This is a genomic window from Proteus sp. Marseille-Q3619 (assembly GCF_965283115.1).
The window spans coordinates 250938-272835 of the sequence record NZ_CBDIMP010000001.1; the positions used below are offsets into that span (position 1 = coordinate 250938).

General features: G+C 33.9%; 19 protein-coding genes and 2 pseudogenes. 14 read left to right on the forward strand and 7 right to left on the reverse strand.

All coding sequences use genetic code 11. From position 1 onward, the window contains the following. Positions 1-145 precede the first annotated feature (145 nt). Positions 146-1540 carry a basic amino acid/polyamine antiporter gene (locus ACWPWK_RS01130; protein ID WP_109372269.1) on the forward strand — a complete coding sequence of 465 codons (1395 nt, stop codon included), beginning with the start codon at positions 146-148 and terminating at the stop codon, positions 1538-1540. Positions 1541-1792: 252 nt separating this feature from the next. Here the strand turns inward: ACWPWK_RS01130 and hrpA are convergent, their stop codons facing one another. Next, positions 1793-5689 carry an ATP-dependent RNA helicase HrpA gene (hrpA, locus tag ACWPWK_RS01135; RefSeq protein WP_109372268.1) on the reverse strand — a complete coding sequence of 1299 codons (3897 nt, stop codon included), beginning with the start codon at positions 5687-5689 and terminating at the stop codon, positions 1793-1795. A 233-nt stretch (positions 5690-5922) separates the two neighbouring features. Here hrpA and ACWPWK_RS01140 point away from each other — a divergent pair, with 233 nt between their 5' ends. The 9 genes and pseudogenes from ACWPWK_RS01140 to ACWPWK_RS01180 all read left to right on the forward strand — a co-directional run bounded on the left by ACWPWK_RS01140 (position 5923) and on the right by ACWPWK_RS01180 (position 11169). Further along, the gene (locus ACWPWK_RS01140; protein ID WP_109372267.1) at positions 5923-6546 is read left to right on the forward strand and encodes an FMN-dependent NADH-azoreductase; all 624 of its coding nucleotides are present in this window, start codon (positions 5923-5925) and stop codon (positions 6544-6546) included. A 350-nt stretch (positions 6547-6896) separates the two neighbouring features. Then, positions 6897-7442, forward strand: coding sequence for a fimbrial protein (locus tag ACWPWK_RS01145; RefSeq protein WP_454208183.1), 546 nt, complete (start codon positions 6897-6899; stop codon positions 7440-7442). 93 nt (positions 7443-7535) lie between these two features. Further along, complete coding sequence (locus tag ACWPWK_RS01150; RefSeq protein WP_454208185.1) at positions 7536-7856, forward strand: fimbrial biogenesis chaperone; 321 nt, start codon at positions 7536-7538, stop codon at positions 7854-7856. Next, a pseudogene (locus tag ACWPWK_RS01155) lies at positions 7838-7948 on the forward strand (fimbrial biogenesis chaperone); the annotation flags it as partial. The gene ACWPWK_RS01150 and the pseudogene ACWPWK_RS01155, both read left to right, overlap by 19 nt. 75 nt (positions 7949-8023) lie before the next feature. Continuing rightward, positions 8024-8164, forward strand: a complete 141-nt coding sequence (locus tag ACWPWK_RS01160; RefSeq protein WP_454209232.1) for a fimbrial biogenesis chaperone — start codon at positions 8024-8026, stop codon at positions 8162-8164. Between the two features lie 264 nt (positions 8165-8428). Then, positions 8429-10262 (forward strand): annotated as a pseudogene (locus tag ACWPWK_RS01165) (fimbria/pilus outer membrane usher protein); the annotation flags it as partial. Between the two features lie 129 nt (positions 10263-10391). After that, on the forward strand, positions 10392-10574 hold the full coding sequence (locus tag ACWPWK_RS01170; RefSeq protein WP_454209233.1) for a FimD/PapC C-terminal domain-containing protein: 183 nt from the start codon (positions 10392-10394) through the stop codon (positions 10572-10574). Between the two features lie 32 nt (positions 10575-10606). Continuing rightward, positions 10607-10870, forward strand: a complete 264-nt coding sequence (locus ACWPWK_RS01175; protein ID WP_454208187.1) for a hypothetical protein — start codon at positions 10607-10609, stop codon at positions 10868-10870. A 101-nt stretch (positions 10871-10971) separates the two neighbouring features. Then, positions 10972-11169 carry a hypothetical protein gene (locus tag ACWPWK_RS01180; RefSeq protein ID WP_454208189.1) on the forward strand — a complete coding sequence of 66 codons (198 nt, stop codon included), beginning with the start codon at positions 10972-10974 and terminating at the stop codon, positions 11167-11169. 99 nt (positions 11170-11268) lie between these two features. On the opposite strand, the gene ACWPWK_RS01185 is transcribed toward ACWPWK_RS01180, so the two are convergent. The 3 genes from ACWPWK_RS01185 to ACWPWK_RS01195 are packed head-to-tail and all read right to left on the reverse strand — an operon-like array spanning position 11269 to position 14451. Next, a complete protein-coding gene (locus ACWPWK_RS01185) occupies positions 11269-11601 on the reverse strand; it encodes a YdbL family protein (protein WP_109372262.1) in 333 nt (110 codons plus the stop codon). 10 nt (positions 11602-11611) lie between these two features. Then, positions 11612-11818, reverse strand: coding sequence for a YnbE family lipoprotein (locus ACWPWK_RS01190; protein WP_100159376.1), 207 nt, complete (start codon positions 11816-11818; stop codon positions 11612-11614). Beyond that, positions 11815-14451: a YdbH family protein gene (locus tag ACWPWK_RS01195; RefSeq protein ID WP_109372261.1), complete on the reverse strand. Its 2637-nt coding sequence runs from the start codon at positions 14449-14451 to the stop codon at positions 11815-11817. Before ACWPWK_RS01195 ends, ACWPWK_RS01190 begins: the two co-directional genes overlap by 4 nt. A 149-nt stretch (positions 14452-14600) precedes the next feature. Here ACWPWK_RS01195 and ACWPWK_RS01200 point away from each other — a divergent pair, with 149 nt between their 5' ends. Continuing rightward, positions 14601-15599 carry a 2-hydroxyacid dehydrogenase gene (locus ACWPWK_RS01200; protein WP_109372260.1) on the forward strand — a complete coding sequence of 333 codons (999 nt, stop codon included), beginning with the start codon at positions 14601-14603 and terminating at the stop codon, positions 15597-15599. Positions 15600-15688: 89 nt separating this feature from the next. Here ACWPWK_RS01200 and ACWPWK_RS01205 read toward each other — a convergent pair whose 3' ends face one another. From ACWPWK_RS01205 to ACWPWK_RS01215, 3 genes are all read right to left on the reverse strand, one after another. Continuing rightward, on the reverse strand, positions 15689-17287 hold the full coding sequence (locus ACWPWK_RS01205; RefSeq protein ID WP_109372259.1) for a methyl-accepting chemotaxis protein: 1599 nt from the start codon (positions 17285-17287) through the stop codon (positions 15689-15691). Between the two features lie 524 nt (positions 17288-17811). Next, complete coding sequence (locus tag ACWPWK_RS01210; RefSeq protein WP_109372258.1) at positions 17812-18288, reverse strand: NUDIX hydrolase; 477 nt, start codon at positions 18286-18288, stop codon at positions 17812-17814. 66 nt (positions 18289-18354) lie between these two features. After that, entirely contained in the window at positions 18355-18975 is a 621-nt protein-coding gene (locus ACWPWK_RS01215) for a TetR family transcriptional regulator (protein WP_109372257.1), read from the reverse strand. Positions 18976-19065: 90 nt separating this feature from the next. Between ACWPWK_RS01215 and ACWPWK_RS01220 the strand changes: the two genes are divergently transcribed. From ACWPWK_RS01220 to fetA, 3 genes are all read left to right on the forward strand, one after another. Then, complete coding sequence (locus ACWPWK_RS01220; protein ID WP_109372256.1) at positions 19066-19980, forward strand: helix-turn-helix domain-containing protein; 915 nt, start codon at positions 19066-19068, stop codon at positions 19978-19980. 182 nt (positions 19981-20162) lie between these two features. Next, a complete protein-coding gene (locus ACWPWK_RS01225) occupies positions 20163-21083 on the forward strand; it encodes an alpha/beta hydrolase family protein (protein ID WP_109372255.1) in 921 nt (306 codons plus the stop codon). Between the two features lie 144 nt (positions 21084-21227). Beyond that, positions 21228-21878: an iron efflux ABC transporter ATP-binding subunit FetA gene (gene fetA / locus ACWPWK_RS01230; RefSeq protein ID WP_109372254.1), complete on the forward strand. Its 651-nt coding sequence runs from the start codon at positions 21228-21230 to the stop codon at positions 21876-21878. The last annotated feature ends 20 nt before the right edge of the window (positions 21879-21898 follow it).

A 21898-nucleotide genomic window follows, 5' to 3' on the forward strand; every position in this document is an offset into this window, starting at 1 on the left:
AAGTCAACTCTCCGTAAAATCTCGCTGTTTTTTAGTGTTTTTATCTTTATTTAAATTTGAGATATTCATATTTATTCTATTTACTGACCAAAAAACAAGAAAATACGCTATTTATTTACAATTTTAATCACGTAGGTAATTATCCTTGAATAAGAAACTTGGCTTAATATCACTCACCGCGTTAGTATTAAGCTCAATGGTTGGTGCAGGTGTATTCAGTTTGCCTCAAAATATGGCCGAAGTTGCCAGCCCTGCCGCATTGATTATTGGCTGGGTGATAACTGGCATTGGTATCCTCTTTCTTGCTACATCTTTATTACTCCTCTCGCGCCTTCGACCTGATCTTGATGGTGGCATTTTTACCTATGCGAAAGAAGGGTTTGGTGAATTTATTGGTTTTTGTTCAGCATGGGGTTATTGGGTCTGCGCTGTTGTTGCTAACGTTTCTTATCTTGTTATTGTTTTTGCTGCCTTTAGTTTTTTTACAGATACACCAGAGAACGTTATTTTTGGTGATGGGAATACATGGCAAGCATTAATTGGAGAGTCAATCTTGCTTTGGGTTGTCCATTTTCTTGTATTACGTGGTGTTCAAACTGCAGCCAGCATTAATTTAATGGCGACAATGGCAAAACTCCTTCCTTTAGGGTTATTTGTTATTGTCGCCCTATTAGCTTTCAATATGGATATATTTACCCTTGATTTTAAAGGTGTAAATCTGGGTGTCCCTGTTTGGGATCAAGTCAAAAATACCATGTTGATTACACTGTGGGTATTTATTGGTATTGAAGGTGCGGTCGTAGTTTCCGCAAGAGCTAAAAATCGTCGTGATGTTGGTTTAGCAACAGTACTCGCCGTTGTCATCGCATTAGTTATCTATATTCTTGTCACTTTATTATCGCAAGGTTTAGTTAGCCAAGCAGAATTGGCGGCAATGAAAAACCCGTCAATGGCGCCGTTACTTGTTCAGCTTATTGGTAACATAGGCGAGATAATTATTGCAGCGGGTCTTATTCTCTCTGTATGTGGTGCTTATTTAAGTTGGACAATTATGGCAGCAGAAGTACCTTATATTGCCGCACTACATCACTCTTTCCCTAAACAATTAGGGAAGCAGAATAAAAATGATGCGCCTTCATCTTCATTATGGTTTACCAATTGTGCAGTCCAATTCTCTCTAGTTTTAATTTGGTTGACGGGAAGTAACTACAATACATTATTGACCATTGCATCAGAGATGATCCTTGTTCCTTACTTTCTCGTTGGGGCATTTTTATTTAAAGTGGCAATTGCACGCAGTAGTCGTGCTTTATTATTAATAGCCATACCTGCAAGTCTTTACGGTTTATGGCTACTTTATGCATCAGGTGTTATTAATTTATTACTCTCTGTCGTTCTGTATGCACCGGGTATCCTAATGTTTTTATATACACGCAAGCAGTATAAAGATAAAAAACCATTGCATATAAGTGAGCGAATTCTGTTAGCACTGGTCTTATTCGGCGCTATTCCGGCATTAGGCTACTTAACTATTTACTAAAGACAATCTGAGAGGTACTCGAAAAACAGTGCCTCTCTTACCTTTCCCTTACTTCTCTCCAAAAATTTATTTCACTTAAATCAAAAAAAATCCCCTGCTAAGCTGTTTTTTTAACATCGATGGTTAGGTATTTATAAATTAAGAAATACATTGCATGTTGTAACTAATAAATAGCTAGCTATTTATTAGTTAGGCAATAAAAAACCCACAAGAAGCATGAGTTCTTGTGGGTCTGATCATGTCACTATTAAATTAGTTAAAACTAACTTGTTCCATCGCCTGCAATATACGTTTATCTGATATTGGATACGGTGTACCTATCTGTTGAGCGAACAGGCTTACTCTCAGTTCCTCTATCATCCAACGAATATTTTGCACTTCCTCTTGCTGCTTTTGTTTCTCTGTTAGCTTACCTAACCACTGTTGCCACTGTTGAATAACATTTTCAACTCGGCTCATTTGAGCGCGATCGCGATTAGGATCAATGGCCAGTTTTTCCATTCGTTTTTCAATTGCACTCAAATAACGAGGAATATCCGCAAGACGTTTCCATCCATGAGAGGTAACAAAACCAGGGAAAACTAACTGACCAAGTTGAGCTTTAATATCAGACAATGCAAAAGCAACGCTAATATCCACCCGCCCTTTTAAACGTTTATTGATGGCAAAAACTTGAGTCAAAATAGATTCAACTTGTTTTGCTATTTCAACCACAGCATCGTTTAGTTCAGCTCTGACATATTCTTGCAGTTTTTGATACTCATCTTCTTGCCAAATTAAACCACCATAAGACGCCATTAATTTATCAACACCACAAGCAATACAATCATCAATGAGATCTAACACTTTGCCATAAGGGTTAAAGTAAAGACCAAGTTTTGCTTTATTTGGTAATTTCTCATGTAGGTATTTTATCGGTGACGGAATATTTAATAATAATAGTCGTCTTACTCCCTCCCACATTGAAGCTTGCTGCTCAGATTCTGTTTCAAAAAGCTTAATACCCACACTGTTTTTTTCATCAACGAGTGCTGGATAAGCTTTCACTGAATAGCCACCCCGTTTTTGCTCATAACGCTGAGGCAAATCACCAAAACTCCAAATATGTAAATCTTGTTGTTCGATACCATCATCCGCTACTGCTGATAATGTTTCTTGCACTTTTTCCTTTAAGTTCTCTTTTAATTTATTGAGATCTTTACTTTCTGCCAGCGTTTTATTTTTATCGCCAACAACACGGAATGTCATTTTTAAGTGATCAGCAACTTGGTCAAGTTGCCAACTCTCTCTATCAACGGTCACTCCTGTCATTCGGCGTAATTCGTTTTCGAGTTTATCGAGTAAGCCGCCTTCAACTTGAGGGACACGTTCTAAAAAAGCAGAAGCATAATTAGGTGCTGGTACAAAATTACGACGGATAGGCTTTGGTAATGACTTAATTAAGGCCACTATCAATTCATGGCGAATACCTGGAATTTGCCAATCAAAACCTTCATCTTTTACCTGATTTAAAATCGGTAATGGAATATGAACAGTGACACCATCAGCCGCTGTACCCGGTTCAAATTGATAAGTTAAGCGTAATTTTAAATTATCTTGATGCCAATAATTTGGATAATCTAGTGCGCTAACACGTTTGGCATCATCTTTGATAAGCATACTTTTTTCAAAGTTAAGCAGATCAGGTGATGCCTTTTGTGCCTCTTTCCACCACTTATCAAAATGACGTGACGAAACAACATATTGTGGTATTCGTTGATCATAGAAAGTAAACATTGTTTCATCATCGACAAGAATATCTCGACGACGAGATTTATGCTCTAACTCTTCCACTTCAGTCCGTAATTTTAAATTTTCACGGAAAAATACATGACGAGTTTGCCAATCACCTTCTACTAACGCATGACGAATAAAAAGCTCACGGCATAATAACGGATCAATTTGGCTATAATTAATAGGTCGAGAGGAAACAATAGGTAAACCATATAACGTAACTTTTTCATTAGCCATTACAGCGCCTTGCGCTTTTGACCAATGTGGTTCGCTATAGTGATGTTTCACTAAATGTTCGGCTATAGGTTCAATCCATTCAGGTTCAACGCGCGCCGCGATTCGTCCCCATAAACGAGACGTCTCGACTAACTCTGCCACCATTGTCCATTTTGGTGGTTTTTTAAATAAACCAGAGCCAGGATAAATAGAAAAACGAGCATTTCTCGCACCCGTAAATTCTTGTTTATCGGCATCTTTTTGACCAATATGTGACAACAAGCCACTGAGTAGAGCAACGTGAATACTTCTAAAATCAGCGGGTTCGCTATTAACAGGAAAACCTAATTCTTTAACAACTTGTCGCAATTGCGTATAGACATCTTGCCATTCTCGAACACGCATAAAATTTAAAAATTCTTGGCGACATAGCTTTCTAAATTGGGAATGGCTCAACTCTTTTTGTTGAGTTTTTAAATAATCCCACATATTTAAAAAAGACAAGAAATCAGAATCTTTATCTTGGAAGCGTCGATGTTTTTCATCAGAAGCTTGCTGTTTATCCATCGGTCTTTCACGCGGATCTTGAATTGAAAGTGCGGATGTAATAACCATCAACTCTTTTACTGCACCATATTTACGTGCCTCAAGTACCATTCTCGCCAAACGAGGATCAATAGGAAGTTGTGCAAGTTGTTTCCCCATTGGGGTTAAACGATAAGCACCATTGTGGTCGGTTTCGTCTTGTAACGCGCCTAGTTCTTCTAATAAACGAACACCATCCTGAATATTGCGTTTATCAGGTGGCTGTACAAATGGGAAAGCACTAATATCACCTAACCCTATCGACGTCATTTGCAAAATAACAGATGCAAGGTTAGTTCTTAATATTTCAGGATCCGTAAATTCAGAACGAGAAATAAAATCATCTTCTGAATAAAGACGAATACAAATACCATCAGAAACACGACCACAACGCCCTTTTCTCTGATTTGCTGAAGCTTGAGAAATAGGCTCTATTGGAAGTCGTTGTACTTTAGTGCGATAACTATAACGACTAACACGCGCAAAACCGGTATCAATAACGTACTTAATACCCGGCACAGTTAATGAAGTTTCGGCAACGTTAGTGGCTAAAATAATGCGCCTGCCATTATGAGGATGAAAAATTCGGTTTTGTTCACTGTTAGATAAACGGGCAAATAAAGGTAATACTTCAGTATGGCGAAGTTGTAATTTATTCAGCGCATCAGCAGTGTCACGAATTTCTCGCTCACCGCTCATAAAAATAAGAATATCACCCGCACTTTCTCTGCTTAATTCGTCAATAGCATCAACAATGCCATCGGTCATATCCTTATCACTATCAAGTTCGTCACCACCAATAGGACGATATCTCACTTCAACAGGATAAGTTCGGCCAGATACTTCAATAATCGGTGCTTGATTGAAATGCTTGGAAAAACGTTCAGGATCGATGGTTGCAGAAGTAATAATGACTTTTAAATCAGGGCGCTTAGGTAATAACTGCTTTAAATAGCCAAGAATAAAATCGATATTTAAACTACGTTCATGGGCTTCATCAATAATGATAGTGTCATATTGTAGTAACAGCTTATCTTGCTGTAATTCAGCCAATAAAATACCATCTGTCATTAGCTTAACGAGGGTATTATCACCAACATGATCACTAAAGCGAACCTTATAACCTACAGATCCGCCTAACGTACTTTTTAATTCATGAGCGATACGTTCAGCTACTGAACGTGCAGCTAAACGACGAGGCTGAGTATGTCCAATAAACCCCTTGATCCCTCGTCCTAATTCAAGACAAATTTTAGGGATCTGTGTTGTTTTGCCAGAGCCAGTTTCCCCAGCAATAATAACAACTTGGTTATCTCTTATTGCATTATAAATGGCATCTTTCTTTTGACTAACAGGCAGGTTTTCTGGGTAAGTAATTTCAGGACAATTAGCACGACGGCGAATTATCATCTGTTGTGCCGTATTAATATCTTCTTTAATTGCACTTAATACCACTTGTTTAGACTCTTCATTATTAATTTTAGCGACGCCACGTAGACGTTTTCTTAATCGCTGCTGCTCCCGCAACGATAATTGCTCTATTTCTTGATAGAGCGTGGCAGATGATAATGTCACCTTTTATTATCCTTTTTGAGGTTATTCTAATCAAAACTATTGAGTTCATAATATCACAACAGGCTATTTGCACATAAAGGCTTGATTAAATTTCTTAGTATATGATTTCATATAATCAATAATTTTGAATAGCATATTCAAAGGATTGTGATGTGATATTTTAAAGATTGGGTAAACTACTATTAACTAATAAATTTAAATAAATAGAACATTTTATAGACCACGAGAAAATAATGAAAAAGATCCTTGTACTGAAATCCAGCATTTTAGATAGCTATTCACACAGTAATAAAATGACCGATTACTTAATTGAAAATTGGCAAAAAAACCATAAAGATGACCTGATTACTGTACGTGATCTCGCTAAAGATCCTGTACCTGCTTTAGATCAAGCCACCTTATTTGCCTTTGGCAAAGATGTTTCCATACTCTCTGATGAGCAAAAATCAGCTAGAGCTTTATCAGATGAACTGATTAATGAATTAAAAGCACACGATATGATTGTGATTGCTGCACCAATGTATAACTTCTCAATTTCAGCGCAATTAAAACATTATATCGATTTTATTGCTCGTGCAGGCGAAACATTTACTTATACAGAAGCGGGGGCTGTTGGTTTACTCGAAAACAAACAGGCTGTTGTATTAACAAGTCGTGGTGGTGTTCATAAAGATAAGCCTTCTGATTTGATTGTTCCATTCCTTACACAGTTTTTAGCTTTTATCGGTATCAATGATGTACAATTTATTATGGCTGAAGGTACAGCCTTTGGTGAAGAGTACGCACAGCAATCTCATCTACAAGCACAAAAAGAAATAGATACTGTAATTAGTACAAAAAATATTACCGCAAAATAATTAATTTTATCTTTTTATAAAAGCACCTAACTAGGTGCTTTTTTTATATCTATATTTACCAGTATTATTTTCGTATCAATTCCTCTTTTATAAAAAACACGCTATTAATTTATAATTAAAACACCTTGATAGAGAAAAACACCAAGATTAATCAAACTTTCGAATCAATAGCTAAATAAAAATTATTTTTATAGCCATTTTTTATTATTTATTTTTTTATTCATATTAATGATAAATATATTAATTAAAAATCAATTTGATTTATAAAAAGGAAATTAATAACATTTAATTGTTTCAATGAATATAGAAACAATTAAATAGTTTTATTAATCCAATAAATGGAATTTGAAATGAAAAAAAATTTACTCTCAATACTCATTCTATCTACAACTTTTTTATCAGCTCAATCAAATGCGGTTGAATATACAGAGAAAAATGTAGGCACAATTACGATTAATGGTTCTGTTACAGCAAATCCCACTTGTCAATTACAAGATATACAACCTGTTGAATTACCGCCAGTTCAAGCAAATCATTTTGGCGATGACCATATAGCAAAAACAGATGCCCAACCGCTTGCCATTCAATTTTCCAATTGTAATGAGGATCTTGCTAATATTCAGTTAAAAATTCCAAAACAAACAAAAAAATTATTAAAAAATCAAGCAGACAATGGCAGCAATGTTGATATTGCCATTTTTGATGCGGATAAAAATATTATTGAATTAAATGAAAAACCGAAAGCATTTAATTTAAATATTGATAAAGATACTAAGACTGCAGATTTTTTATTTGAAGTTAATTATATGAAACAAAATGGATTAAATGCTACCCCGGGTTTAGTAAGATCTAGCTTATCATTTGATGTTATTTATAGTGATGTTGCTGTAGATTAAGATCTTAAAAATCAACAAAGCTGGTATTCCAGCTTTGTTTTAACATCCCTTATTTATAAATAATAATATAACTTTACCGTACAACAATAGAAAATGATTAGAAAAATAAAAACCGCCATACTATCTCTATTTATAATCCTCTCTACTTATAGTTACGCTTCCATAGAAATAAATAAGGATAAATTTATTTTTATTGAAAGCAAAAACCAGGAGATTATTGAAATAAAAAATAACACGACTAATGACTATTTTATACAAAGCTGGATTTCACATTATGATGAAAGTAATGAGACTGAATTACCTTTTATGATCACTCCCCCACTCTTTAAAATAGAGAAGGATGAAAACTATTCTTTAAAAATTTTCAAAACAGATGAAATAGAAAAAAAGACCGAGAAACACTGTATAGAATAAACATTAAAAGAATACCATTGCTATCTAATTCAGATGAAAATAAAAATTTATTACATATATCAATGAATTCCGTTTATAACTTAATATATAGACCTATATCAATAGAAAAAGGTGTAAAAGATGCTTATAAAAAGATCGAGTTTCTAAAAAATAAAAATAATGAATTTATTGTCAACAATCCTACGCCTTATTTTATTACTTTACTTAATGTCAATTCTGAAAGTGTTGTATTGATTGAAAAAAGTAAAACTATACCACCATTTAAAAAATATAATACAAAAAATAATCAAAAAAGATGGGCTAATTAAATGGAAAACAATTGACCAATATGGTGTGGAAATAAATGCAACAAATAAGGCCATAATAAATGAAGATTAAGTATAAAAAAAAGGAGGTCATTTTCTTTATTTTTATGATTATTTGCACCAAAGATGCTATTGCCAGAATAATTTCCTCTCTCTTTATTCTAATTCCTTTTCTAATATTAATGATGAGACTATTAAGCTACTTCTTGAAAATAAAAAGCCTGAAGGGTTCTATCATTCTATTATTCATATTAATAATAGAAAAAAATGGTAAAACTTCTCTATTATAAAGATGTAGAAAATAAATTAACGCCCTCTCTTTCTGTTAAGGATTTAATATCTCTTGGTATTGATACCGATTTTTACACCATCAATAAAGAAAACCCAGACCCAATAATTTTAAGCGATTATTCGATTGATTTTAAGTACCAGTTTTCCAACCAAAAGTTAAACTTGAACATTCCACAAAAAGCATTAATAAAAAAAACAGACTATGTAATCAATGAACAAGACTGGGATGACGGAATTACCGCATTATTTACTCAATATTCCTATTGGATTAAATATCATCAGAAAAAATCACCTGAGCAAAAACTTAATTTGCACTCAGGTATTAATATAGGTGCTTGGCGTGTACGTAGCCAAAGTGGATTTAATTGGAGGAAAGATAGCCATCAATCTAAGCTTTCATCAATTTATGCATATCGACAAATTAATTCTTTTTCTTCTCTTTTTTATGGAGGTAAGTTTTCACCCACAACACGAATATTATCAAATGATAAAATAGTTGGCTTTCAATTAATATCCAATAATTTAATTGCAAATAATACACTTTACGCTAATAGACCTGTTATTGAAGGTATTGCAGATACTCACGCTAACGTTATCATAAAACAAGATGATAAAATCATCTATGAAACAACGGTTCCGCCCGGCCCTTTTCTTTTAAATTCATTACCTTCAATAGGAAGTGAAAAACTCACTTTGGAAATCAAAGAAACAGATGGAAGAGTAAAAGTTTCGACACACTACTTTACATCATTACCGAATCAATTAAATAAAGGAAATTATCAATATAATATTATATCGGGTACATTAACTAACTATCCGAATAATAAAAAACCTCTTTTCTTTTTAGGTGAGTTTTCATATGGGCTTAGTCAAAAAATCACATCTTACAGTGCCATAAAAAAACGAGATAACAGACATAACTATTTATTAGGGCTATCTTTAGACTTAGGTATATTAGGCGGTTTAGCGACAGACATTAATTATGAGAAAAATAACAACGATAAAATTAAATATCAATTTCGTTATCAAAAAAACATGCCAATAACACAAACTTACTTTACTTCTAGAGTATCCTTTTATCATTATTTAGATAGTTTTTTATTAGAAAATAGGATAAAAAAAGAACACTCATTCTCTTTATCTAAAAATATTAATAAAATAGGTTATATATCATTACACTACAATGATAAATTATATGATAACTCATCTAAAACATATGAAATAGGAACATCATTTTCATCTTCAATAAATAAAATAAACTATAATTTAAAATATGATTTTAAAAAAGAAAAAATTTTTTCAGATCATTATTTTTCATTTAACTTTCAGATCCCGATAGGAAGTAATGCACATCATCATTGGATGAATAATCAAACAAATTATCAAGTAAATAACGTTATTCAAACAATACAAACATTGGTGGTACATTACTGAATAATAATTTAGGATATTCAGTAAGCTATCAGCATACACATCATCCTAAAAGAAAATTTGATCAATTTTCTGTTCATGCTCGCTATCAAAATAATTATCAATCTTACCTTTTCTCTGGAAACAAATCAGAAAATAATTACAATTACAATCTTTCAGTTAATGGTGCATTATTACTTCATTCAGAAGGAATTACACTAACCCCCGTTTAAGTAAGACCTTTGCATTAGTGAACACACAAGGCATTACTGGTATTAAAACATCATTTTCGCCCAATTTAGAAACAGATATCTTTGGTAACTTAATTTTAAATAATATTACGCCCTATCGAATAAATAATATTAAACTCAATGCTACAACACTTCCTCAATCCGCTGAGACTGAATATTATAATAAAAATATTATTCCTACATTAGGCGCAATACCTAAAATTACTTTTCCAATAAAAATTGGCTATCGTATTCTTTTTAAGTCAATAACTCCCCTTCCTTTTGCGTCAAAAGTTACCGTGCTAGATAAAGAGAATAATATTATCTCACAAGGATTAGTGACAGAAAATAATATTATTTTTCTTTCTGCCATTCCTGATAATGGATTAATCAGAGTAAAATGGGGAGAAGATAAACAATGTCAATTTAATTATAATTTGAGTTCCGATGAAAAAAAAAAACCTGATAAAAAAAGAAATTAATTGTCTTTAATTCAAAAACAAAAGTACTAAATATGAGAAATAAAAAACATTTCGTTTATTTAATTATAATTTTACTCTATTCATCATTCTCATTTTCATCAATACCAAGACGTGGTGATCACGATATTCCACTAAGCTGTGATATGGGTTATATTTATGAAAATACAAGTGATAGATTTTCTATTAACGGAAATGACTTTTTATCGTATGAAGCGGGTGAGTTAGCAAACACAGATCCTCATATTATTCTTATTTCTATCAAAGATTGTTCTAAAAGTTATGGGATGTTCGCTTAAAAATTGAAAATACCAGTATTGATCATATAACTGGTTACTTAAAAAATACGATTAATGACAATAATGCAAGCAGTAATATTGCTTTTCAATTATTGTACAATGTGGAAGAAAGACCTATAAATCTCAATAAAGAGAGTGAATTTACTGAAGAACTGATTGATGGAGAGGCTGAGTTTTATTTTTTAGTTAACTATGTAAAAAAGGATAATATGCCACCAGCATCGGGCTATATAGAATCAAACATTCATTTTATTATGACAATAAATGATGATATTGTTTTTTTTAATGAGTATGATTAATTAATAATAAAAAGCAAAAACAAAAGCACGATAAATAATGATAATAAATCGTGCTTTTACAATAACTAAAATGGAGTTAAGTATCTACTTAAGGTTAAGCTACTTCTTTACCCATTTCCCATTGATCCCTTTAACAAATTCACCTTCGTTAGCTCTTGCCACTAATTTTTCACCCGCTAGGCGAGCAACAGATTCTGGTGTCACTTGATTAGTCTTAGCAATTTCAGCATATTTTGCTTTTCTTGCTTGATTTATTTCATCTGCAAGTTGCTGAGCTTGCTTGTTATTAGTTTGCACAAGCTCAATATAACCACTAAAGGTTTCTCCTACCAATCCTTGAGATCTTGCTTCATCAAGCGTTAATGCTATGGCATTTGCACTACCTAAAGCTATCATTAGCGCAAAACTTAAGAGATATTTTTTATAATTCATCATTTATCCTTTAAAAAATGGCGCTGTTATTTTTTAACAGATCTTCTACTTGGCGATCTATTTTTACATTAATTTCATGTTCAATTTTTACATTCATATTAATGTTAATGGGCTTATCCGGTGTGGCGACTTCTAACCGAATACATCCTGTTAATGCTGATATTCCCATCATCAAAGCTGTTAGTAAGAATAGTTTTCTTAAGAATAATGGTTTCACTCTGACTCACTCCCTAAATCTGATAAGCTCTTTTCTAACCACTCTTCCAATTGTGAACCAAATCGTAAACTTCGCCATAATTGGAAGACATTTTCTTCATGTCGATAATTTAAATTAACTTGTCGACGTTTATCTTCTAGAGGATTCGTTCCATTGATTTCTGCTTCTAATACCAACTCACCCAAATTACTTAAATTAACGCGAGTCCAAGAACGACTGATCTCTAAATAGCGCAACCATGCCATAGCAACGCCCGCAGACATATTATTTTCATCAATAGAATCCACAAAATCCTTATCAAGTCTTAACGTTAAATAAGATGAATTAGCCAGCCAACCATCTTTAATAATCCATTGGTTATTATTAATAAAAAACGGGAATTCACCACTAACTTTACCTGATGCCGCAAACTGCGTCACTTTTAACAAAGTAAAAAGATGACTTAATTGAATGTTATCAAGAGAAATAATCGCTGCATCATGTTGTGGAATTGTGAGTTTTGCCAATGAAATGGTTCCATCAAGCATAGCTACATTCACATTAGATAGAACTAACGGTTTATTTTCTGTTGCAGGGTAAAAACCTTGAAGATCAGCCGTAATATCCGTCATGTCAAAAAGATTATTAACACGCTTTATCCGTAACTGGACAGGCTGTTTAACACCTAATTGCCATTCGTCGCCATTTAAACGCCAAGGCAAAATAAAATCTAAACCTTCTAAAACACCATCTTTAAGCCACATTCCACCTTGTTTAACAACAAGATGCCCTCCTGCTACTAATCCTTGTTCTGGTGCAATAGAAAAGTCTGCTTGTGTGTAGAGTTCACCTTTATCAAGAGTGATCCCTAAATCTTCTGGCAAGAGCGATTGAAAAACATTAATAGGTTGTGAAGGCCAACGCATTTGACCTCTTAATCTTGCGCCATCCCAACGCGTATTTATTGCAATAGGTCCTATATTGGGTTTAGCACTTAATTCGCCTTTTACATTAAAATTAAAAGGCGAATCACCATTGACTGTGGCAATAAAATCGGCCTTATCTAAAAAACCACCAGCAGAGAAATCAATACGTTGACTCGTTAACTTTAGTTTTCCATTAAATAAAGGCTTTTTATCATCTCTTACCCAACGAAACGGACTTTCTAAAGATAATCGAGGTGCAGTCATCGTAGTATGTTGATATTTTAAAACATCAAAACCTGTATTGAGTTTCTCAAAACTAACCACTTTATCAGCCCAGTACCCTGTTCCTGCGATATCCCAACGTGCTTTTAAAGGCAATAAATCCCCTTCTCCCCAATAGCGCCATTGCCAAGTCCCATTGTCAGGTAAAAAATCAATCGCCTTACCTTGAAAATGAATACGGTAATCCCCCCAAATACTATCTTGGGCAACAACTATCGCATTTAAACGACCATTAAAACCATTTGATGAAAGTGTGGTTCCGGCTAAAGGTAAACGAGCATCTGTGATGGTAAGCGTTTCAGTAAGTGGTCCTTTAAAACGAAACAAAGAGCCAGATTGAAATTCAACAGTAGGATCGGTCAACATGCCAGTGACTTTAACAGGTAATTGCGCACTGGCTTGCATTAATTCTTTATTAACAATACCAGTGATTTGAATAGGGATTTGTGCATCTAACCAATTTACTGCGGTTTCAGGGATCGATATGACTAAATTCCCTTTTCCCGCTTTGCCTTCTGTCATCACGTTTAATCGTGCAGTTAGTCTTAAATCCGTCAATCCTTTTTGCCATTGAGCGATATTAATATTTACACCGCCTCGCAAAGGTTGATCCAATCCAAACCATTCCCAACGACCTTGTTCAATCACTATATTTTCAGGTGTCACTTTCCAAGGTAATAAAGCCAATGCATGGCCACCACCTTGTTCAGCAAGCGAAATCGTGCCAGATTTTCCTACCCATTCAAGAATAACAACCAATGGGTAAGCGTAGTGAGACGTCAATAGTGTCGCATCAATGGTTCCTTTTTCTGGTAATGAAGCAACATCAAGAGGAAGCGCTATTTCAGCAGCAAGTTCAATGTTATTGTCATCAGGCAAATTCACTTTGAACCGTTTAATATCAAGCCATTGGTTATCTCTAATAAAAATACCAAGTTGTACATTTTCTCCTTGGTAAGTCATTAATCTTCCATTATTTTGTGTTCTTAATTGCAAAGAACCTTGATAACGTGCATTTTCTTTTAAGAGTACATTTTCGATGCTGACAAATAAATGAGGTATTGAAGTTAGTAGTGAATTTATCTCAAGAGGAACGGTTGCAGTTTCTTCTTGCTTACTTACAGGCATCATTGAAAAACATTGTTCATCAATGGCAAGTTGCTGGCTATTAAATCGCAGTTTATCAATCTGTTCTTTTTGATAAGAGAAAACAAAGTTATCAAGATTAGCTAAAGTGCAGCTCTCTGTCTTAAATACGATGTTTTCAATTGAAACACCCATACGCTGTAATTTGGGCTGTGATAAAGAAAGAGTTACACCTTCAGGTAAGTAATAATGAGCAACAACAGGTAACCAACGAGGAATAGACACCCATAAAGCAGTGCCTATTAGACCAGTGCCTAGTAGTATCGTCCCTGTCCATTTGATTGTTTTTCTTAACAACACATTATATTCCTTTTAAACAAACCTGAATCATCCACTTACCTCGTTAAATTGTTTATAATGATAGTATTAATTTCTTTCATATTGGGGCTGGATAATTCTTGTTTTTCCAGCCTCTGAATAAAAATTTAATCGAGAGTAGAGAAGACTGGATGAAAATCGTTTCCTATAGTACTAAACATTATGATCGTAAGCACATGGAATGGGTCAATCAACATAATGGATATCATTATGATATTGAATATTTCGATTTTAATTTAACAGAACAAACTGCAAAAAATGCCGTTGGCGCTGATGCTGTCTGTATTTTCGTCAATGACGATGCAAATCGTGCGGTTTTACAAGAACTTGCTAGCCTTAATATACGCATTCTCGCATTACGCTGCGCGGGTTTTAATAATGTTGACTTAGAAGCCGCCGCTGAATTAGGTATAACTGTTGTCCGTGTTCCTGCTTACTCACCAGAGGCTATTGCAGAACATGCTGTTGGTATGATGCTGTCACTTAATCGTCGTATACACAGGGCTTATCAACGTACTCGTGATGCTAACTTCTCATTAGAAGGCTTAACTGGCTTTAATATGCATAATCGTACTGCCGGTATTATTGGTACAGGTAAAATAGGATTAGCGACATTACGCATATTAAAAGGCTTTGGCATGAAGCTACTTGCTTATGATCCTTATCCAAATCAAGCCGTACTTGATTTAGGTGCCGAATATGTTGATTTGGCGACGATTTACGCAAACTCCCATGTAATTTCATTACATTGCCCATTAACCGCAGATAATCATCATCTATTAAATGAAACTGCTTTTTCACAGATGAAAGATGGTGTGATGATTATTAACACCAGTCGTGGTGCATTGATTGACTCTGCGGCTGCGATTAATGCATTGAAACAAGGAAAAATTGGTGCACTGGGAATGGACGTTTATGAAAATGAACGCGATCTTTTCTTTGAAGATAAATCAAATGACGTTATTCAGGATGATATTTTCCGTCGTCTTTCTTCTTGCCATAACGTGTTATTTACTGGACATCAAGCATTTTTAACAGAAGAAGCCTTAATCAGTATTAGTGAAACAACTCTGCACAATATTAAAGAGATTGCTTCAGGTAATGAGTGCGTTAATCAGATCAAAGCTTAATTCTAAGCATTAAGAATAAATGTAATAAAAAGCCCTCTTAGCCATAGATTAGCCAAGGGGGCTTATTTTATTTATCACCGATACGACACTTATTTTTCTTGAGTATCGATAACTTCTGTTGATTGTGTTGAATCAAAACGTGAAAGGATTTCGCTCTCTTCATCTACTGTAAATTGTGAAACCAATTTAGCTAATTGATGAGCTTCATCATCCATATTTGCTGTGATAGCTGCTGATTCTTCAACCAATGCTGCATTTTGCTGAGTAACGGTATCCATTTCACTGACAGCCAACGCGATTTGGTTAATACCCATGCTTTGTTCATTAGAAGCAAGGGCAATCTGTTGCATAAAGTCATTTACCTGGTTAATGGTTGTAACGATCTCTGACATTGAACGTCCAGCTTGAGCAACCTGTTGCGAACCAACATGCACTTTATTAACAGAGTGCGTAATCAAATCATTGATCTCTTTTGCAGCTTCGGCACTGCGGCTAGCTAAACTGCGCACTTCAGACGCAACAACGGTAAATCCTCTACCTTGCTCACCTGCTCTTGCTGCTTCAACTGCCGCATTCAGTGACAAAATATTCGTTTGATTGGCTATGCTGTTAATAATGTCATTGATATCTGCAATTTTTTTCGCACTTTCAGAGATTGAAGACATGGTCTCTACCACGCTATCCATCACATTTTCGCCATTTTGAGCAGATGCCGTTGCTGTTAGTGCTAATTTGCTAGCTTCACGCGAGTTATCCGCATTTTTCTCAACTGTTGTTTTAATTTGCTCCATGCTCGCAACAGTTTCTTGTAATGCACTAGCCTGCTCCTCAGTACGGGAAGATAAATCAGTATTTCCTGTCGCAATTTCACTTGCACTTACACTGATGGTATTCACTGCATTTTTGACAGATGCGATCATATGGCTTAATGAATTTTTCATCTTATTCATTTCATTGAATAACTGACCAAATTCATTAGTACCATGATTCTCTACACGCATACTTAAATCGCCTTGGCTCATCTTACTAAAGATGTTGATTAAGATTTTGATATTGCCAATAAACGTATGAGAGAACCAACGTAATATAAAGATAAATAAGAGAATAACGACAGTGCCAATAGAAATCGACACCAACATCAAGCGTTCTTGGGATGTTTTTGCAATATCGATATAGCTATTCTCAATGCCATTAGCGACAGCATAATATTGCATAGTAATATCATTTAGCTCATCCATTTTAACACTGGCAGAGTGTGTTGTTAGCTCACCTTTACGCAGTTTATCTAGTGCGCCAGTGAAGATATCCAGCAGTTCATCAAAACGCTTTGTCATATCATCGGCTAATGCTCGCCCTTCTTGGGTGAGCTTTTCCGTATCTGACCAACGATGGATCTCTTCACGCGTTATTTCAATATACTCTGCGGTTTGGTGAAAGTATTTTGCTGAGGGTTTTTCATTAACGCGTAATTGTCCATCTAACCCATTAATATTTGCCCTGATCACAGCCATTTGATATCGCGCTTTGCCCATAAGTAACATTTGCTGACTGAGGCTATTTGATGAAACGAAATTATTGTAGGATCGAGTGGATGCATCATAACTAAAATAAATAATGCTCATAATCAACGCAAACAAAATGGCCAGCATGACCTTAACGGTCTTTTCTATACTGATATTTTTAAACATGGTCATATTCCATCAAAATATACAGAGTTTTTTATCTGTACATTTGTAAGATATCAGAATGCACTCTTTTTCTGGTAAAGAGCATATTCCCTAGTGTCAATAAAATAAGGCTAAGATTTATTCATTAGAATATAAAGGCACGTAGGATCTACCTTTGTTTATAATGTCGGTAATAATGAGAGAAAACTTTAGAGTACAGTGAAAACCATTTCTCATTTATGAAATAAACGATTGTTTTATCCATCCAGATACAAATTAATTATATAATATCTCGCAATGAAGGTTATTTTACTCAGAAAAAGATAATTTATTAATTATATTTTAGTTTTTTTGATTTTATTTATGTATTTTCATATTAAGTTTTAATAGGTATATTTACCTATTAACATTAATTAATTTAATTCTGAGATTAATTTATAGTGAGTTTTAAAAGTGTTTTATTTCCAATAAAAATAAAGCAGTTTCTAAAAACTGCTTTTATTTTTTATTTATTTATTATGAGTAATTTAGCTTTATTAAGAAATTTAAATAATTTTTTCTATTAATAGTTTTTCAGTTAGTTCAATAAGTCTTATCACATTCAATGGGGTTTCTATTTTTCTAACTTCTTTCAAAGAAAGCCATTGGAAAGAATTATTTGTTAATCGGCTATTTTTTAGCGGCTTGCAAAGGTAAATCATATCAATGTGATAATGAAATCCTTGTTTTTTATCGTGGATGGGTTCTTTTAAAATGGCGAGAGGTTTTACAAGCTCAATAACATCATTGTTATTGAGGTTAAGGCTAAATTCAGGTTGATAGCAAAGACACTCACACAGTAAGCCTGTTTCTTCTTCTATTTCTCTTAATACTGCATCTTGCGGCTCTTCATTTTCTTCTATATGACCACCAGGTGGTAACCAACAACCTATTTTAGAGTGTAAATGGAGAAGGAATTTGCCCTGTTCATTGAATACAAGGCCCGTTGCGGTGAAATGACTCTTAGGCACTTCTATTGTCATAATATTCTGATCCTTTGCTCTATTTATTTTTACCCAATGTACATCACACCTATCATTATTTTTGTGCTATTTATGGTTTTTCACATTTATTGAAGATTGTTTCATTCCCATTAAAAAATCAGAAAATATCGTTTTAAAGTCCTTACAAGCATTTTCAGGTAATGTAGTTTCATTTTTTAAATTAATCGCAATATGCGTAACAAATCCATAAATTAAATTAACGACAATATCAGGAGAATAGGTACAAATTTCTTGTTTATCATAAAGCGTATCTACACATTTTTTTATTCGAGGAATAAGAATTTGTGAATCAATTTCATCCCATTCCTTCCAACCTAGAACGGAAATTATTTCTTGTAGGGGAATAAGCTTATCTTTATGTTGATAAATATGATCAACACAGAAACTAAAAATAGCCTCTAACTCTTGCCATTGATCATCATAGGTAGGAATTTGAACCAGTTTTTCAACAACTTTATCAACCTGAAAAAGATAGCACTCTTTTAATAGGGCTTTCTTATTACTAAAGTGGTGATAAAACGCCCCTTTCGTTACTCTTGCGTGACGTGATATTTCATCAACAGAAACATCACAATAGTTCTGATTTATAAATAGTTCTTGTGCAGCTTCACGTAACGCAGAACGCGTTTGCTCTGAATTCTCTTGTTGCCGTGATTTTATTTTCATGATAAAACCCTTAAAACATACCATAAGTATGTAATAATATATGGGTATCAGTTTCGTGTAAACTGAACAAAATATTTTCAGGAAATCATCATGTCATCTCAGTACAATGGGCTTATCCCCTCCAATACCTTATCCTCATTTAATATAGAAATTATCAAAGAACTCCTTCTCTGGATTGAGGTGAATCTGGAAAAACCGTTGTTACTTGATGATGTGGCAATTAAATCAGGTTACACAAAGTGGCACTTACAACGTGTATTTAAACAAGCAACGGGTTTAACGCTTGCTTCTTATATTCGAGGAAGACGTTTAACAAAAGCCGCAACGGAGTTGCGGTTAACAAAATTACCTATTCTCACTGTTGCATTGCGTTATCAGTTTGATTCTCAACAGTCATTTACTCGTCGCTTTAAAGCAACATTTGGTGTTACACCAACGGAATATCGTAAACTTGATAACCTTTGTGGTAATAATTTCCAGCCTCCCATTAATTTTGATGTTATTGATTTGCCTATTCCTAAAATTATGGAATTACCAGACAGTTATGTTTACGGCATGCAATATCAATATTTTTGCTCTATAGAAGATATTGGCAAATTACATGAAGATATTCGTCATCAATTTTGGAATGATTTTTTACTGTATACTGATAAAAATTTTACGGAAAGTACGGTGCTTATCTCATACCAACCCAATACTTTACGTAAAAATAAAATCCAAATTGACTATGAAATTGGCTTGAATAACTTAGATCATTTTACAAAAACCAGTGGTTTTAGAAAAAGAGTGATAGAAGGAGGACGTTATGTCCGATTTCAATTTAAGGGAACATTAGAAGAATATAAGCAGTTTGCGATGAAAATTTATTTTTATACGCTACCTGCGTTAGGTTTATGTCGTCGCTTAGGCGCTGATATTGAAAGGTATGTCAGTATAGAAACTGATGTTGATTTAATGGAGTTACCAAAAACCTTAGAGATTGATTATTTCGTTCCTATCCATTGATGGTCCTCAAATAGCTTGAATTTTCAGGCTATTTTATTAATAGCAGATTAATTTCATAGTGGCTATCTGTGCGATAAATTTTTCATCACTTGTTTCTGTACAATAATTCACTAAATTAGCTGTTTACTTATTATTAAAATAAAATTTCGTATTACCTCCCTACAAAAACAAATAAGGTGATTATGCGCATTTCACTTCTATTTTTACTCTCTACTTTTTTGCTTCCTTCTTTTGCAAGTTATGCAGAAATATCGACACATCTACTCCCACGGAAAGATGGTAGTGAAATTAGCTATTACTTGGATAAACGAGCTGAAAAAAACCAAACTCTATTAGTATTAATGCAAGGCTCTGACTGTAACAGCATTAAAAATAACATGTTTATCCAAGAAACCTTTGGTCAGTGGTTACCAAATAGTGATGTTCTCATGGTAGAAAAATACGGTATTACAGCCCTATTACCTTATTCACAATATGATGGCGAACGTGTTGATTGCCCTAAAAGCTATAAGCGTCATGATAATCCCAAGCAACGAATCGAAGATTATGAGGCTGTGTTAGATAAATTATCCTCACAGTATCCAAATATTATTTTAATTGGTGGAAGTGAAGGCGCCACGATGGTGCATTTAGTGGTAACTAAGCGCAATGATATTAAAGCAGCTATTGCGTTAAATGGCGGGGGGCGTTTTTTTCTTGATGATGTTCTTTATAATATCCGTCATACCACACCGAAAGAACACGTTGAAGATGCTCTAAATGGCTTTCAGCAATTTGCTGACGCAATAAAAAATAATCAAATAGATGATGAACAATTTATAAGCGAACACAGTAAAATATGGTGGCAACAATTTTTTACTATCGATTTACTCAAAGTCATTAAAAGTAATCAACACACCCCTGTATTAATTATTCAGACACTTAATGACACTAATGTAAATGTCGATGCATTTCATCAATTAAGCCAAGATATCAATCAGCCTAATGTGAAATTTATAAAATACAATAAGCTAGATCATGGGTTTTATAATGAACAAGGCGAGCGTTTAACGAATGAAATAATCAGCGATATACAGCAGTGGTACTCTCAATATACAAAATAATTTTATCTTTTTTATTGGCTCGCATTCTTATTATCCTATACTTCAATAGTAACAAATTTGCTTACTAACTGATTTAAAGCAGGATCTTTATATCGTTAATTCTGTATAATAATTATTATTCTCTCTTTTAAGTTTGGGATAAGAATGGAAAGCACGACTGCACTTTTACGTCTTGATAAAATAAGTTATCGAGTCGATAACAAAACTATCCTCGATGATATCAATTTTGAACTTCAACCCTCTGAATTTAAACTTATCACAGGCCCTTCAGGTTGTGGTAAAAGTACCTTACTCAAGATTGTCGCTTCTCTATTATCACCTACCAAGGGTTCAATTTTCTTTGAAAATAAAGACTATTTAACGTTGTCACCCGAAGAATATCGTCAACAAGTTTCTTATTGCACTCAAACGCCTATGTTATTTGGTGAAACTGTTTACGATAACCTTAAATTTCCTTATTTCTTACGAAAACTCTCAGTGGATGATAAGAAACTAGCACATGATTTGGATTATTTTTGTTTACCTGAATCCATTATGAAAAAAGGAATTAATGAACTTTCGGGCGGTGAAAAGCAGCGTATTTCACTGATAAGAAATCTGCAATTTATGCCAAAAATCTTATTACTTGATGAGATAACAAGTGCATTAGATGAAGATAATAAAACAAAAGTGAATGATGTTATTCACCACTACGTTAAAGATCAAAATCTTGCTGTGTTGTGGGTTACTCACGATCAAAATGAAATAAAACACGCTGATGATGTGATCTTATTACCTTCTCACAATGATGCCTGATTTTTTATTTCTTTCTCAGT

Excerpts from the sequence above, each read along its gene's own strand:
- ACWPWK_RS01200 (WP_109372260.1), top strand. The coding sequence starts at position 14,601 with ATGAAAATCGTTTCCTATAGTACTAAACATTATGATCGTAAGCACATG.
- ACWPWK_RS01145 (WP_454208183.1), top strand. The coding sequence starts at position 6,897 with ATGAAAAAAAATTTACTCTCAATACTCATTCTATCTACAACTTTTTTA.
- ACWPWK_RS01215 (WP_109372257.1), bottom strand. The coding sequence starts at position 18,975 with ATGAAAATAAAATCACGGCAACAAGAGAATTCAGAGCAAACGCGTTCT.
- ACWPWK_RS01210 (WP_109372258.1), bottom strand. The coding sequence starts at position 18,288 with ATGACAATAGAAGTGCCTAAGAGTCATTTCACCGCAACGGGCCTTGTA.
- ACWPWK_RS01220 (WP_109372256.1), top strand. The coding sequence starts at position 19,066 with ATGTCATCTCAGTACAATGGGCTTATCCCCTCCAATACCTTATCCTCA.
- ACWPWK_RS01225 (WP_109372255.1), top strand. The coding sequence starts at position 20,163 with ATGCGCATTTCACTTCTATTTTTACTCTCTACTTTTTTGCTTCCTTCT.
- ACWPWK_RS01205 (WP_109372259.1), bottom strand. The coding sequence starts at position 17,287 with ATGTTTAAAAATATCAGTATAGAAAAGACCGTTAAGGTCATGCTGGCC.
- ACWPWK_RS01140 (WP_109372267.1), top strand. The coding sequence starts at position 5,923 with ATGAAAAAGATCCTTGTACTGAAATCCAGCATTTTAGATAGCTATTCA.
- ACWPWK_RS01150 (WP_454208185.1), top strand. The coding sequence starts at position 7,536 with ATGATTAGAAAAATAAAAACCGCCATACTATCTCTATTTATAATCCTC.
- ACWPWK_RS01185 (WP_109372262.1), bottom strand. The coding sequence starts at position 11,601 with ATGAATTATAAAAAATATCTCTTAAGTTTTGCGCTAATGATAGCTTTA.
- ACWPWK_RS01175 (WP_454208187.1), top strand. The coding sequence starts at position 10,607 with ATGAGAAATAAAAAACATTTCGTTTATTTAATTATAATTTTACTCTAT.
- fetA (WP_109372254.1), top strand. The coding sequence starts at position 21,228 with ATGGAAAGCACGACTGCACTTTTACGTCTTGATAAAATAAGTTATCGA.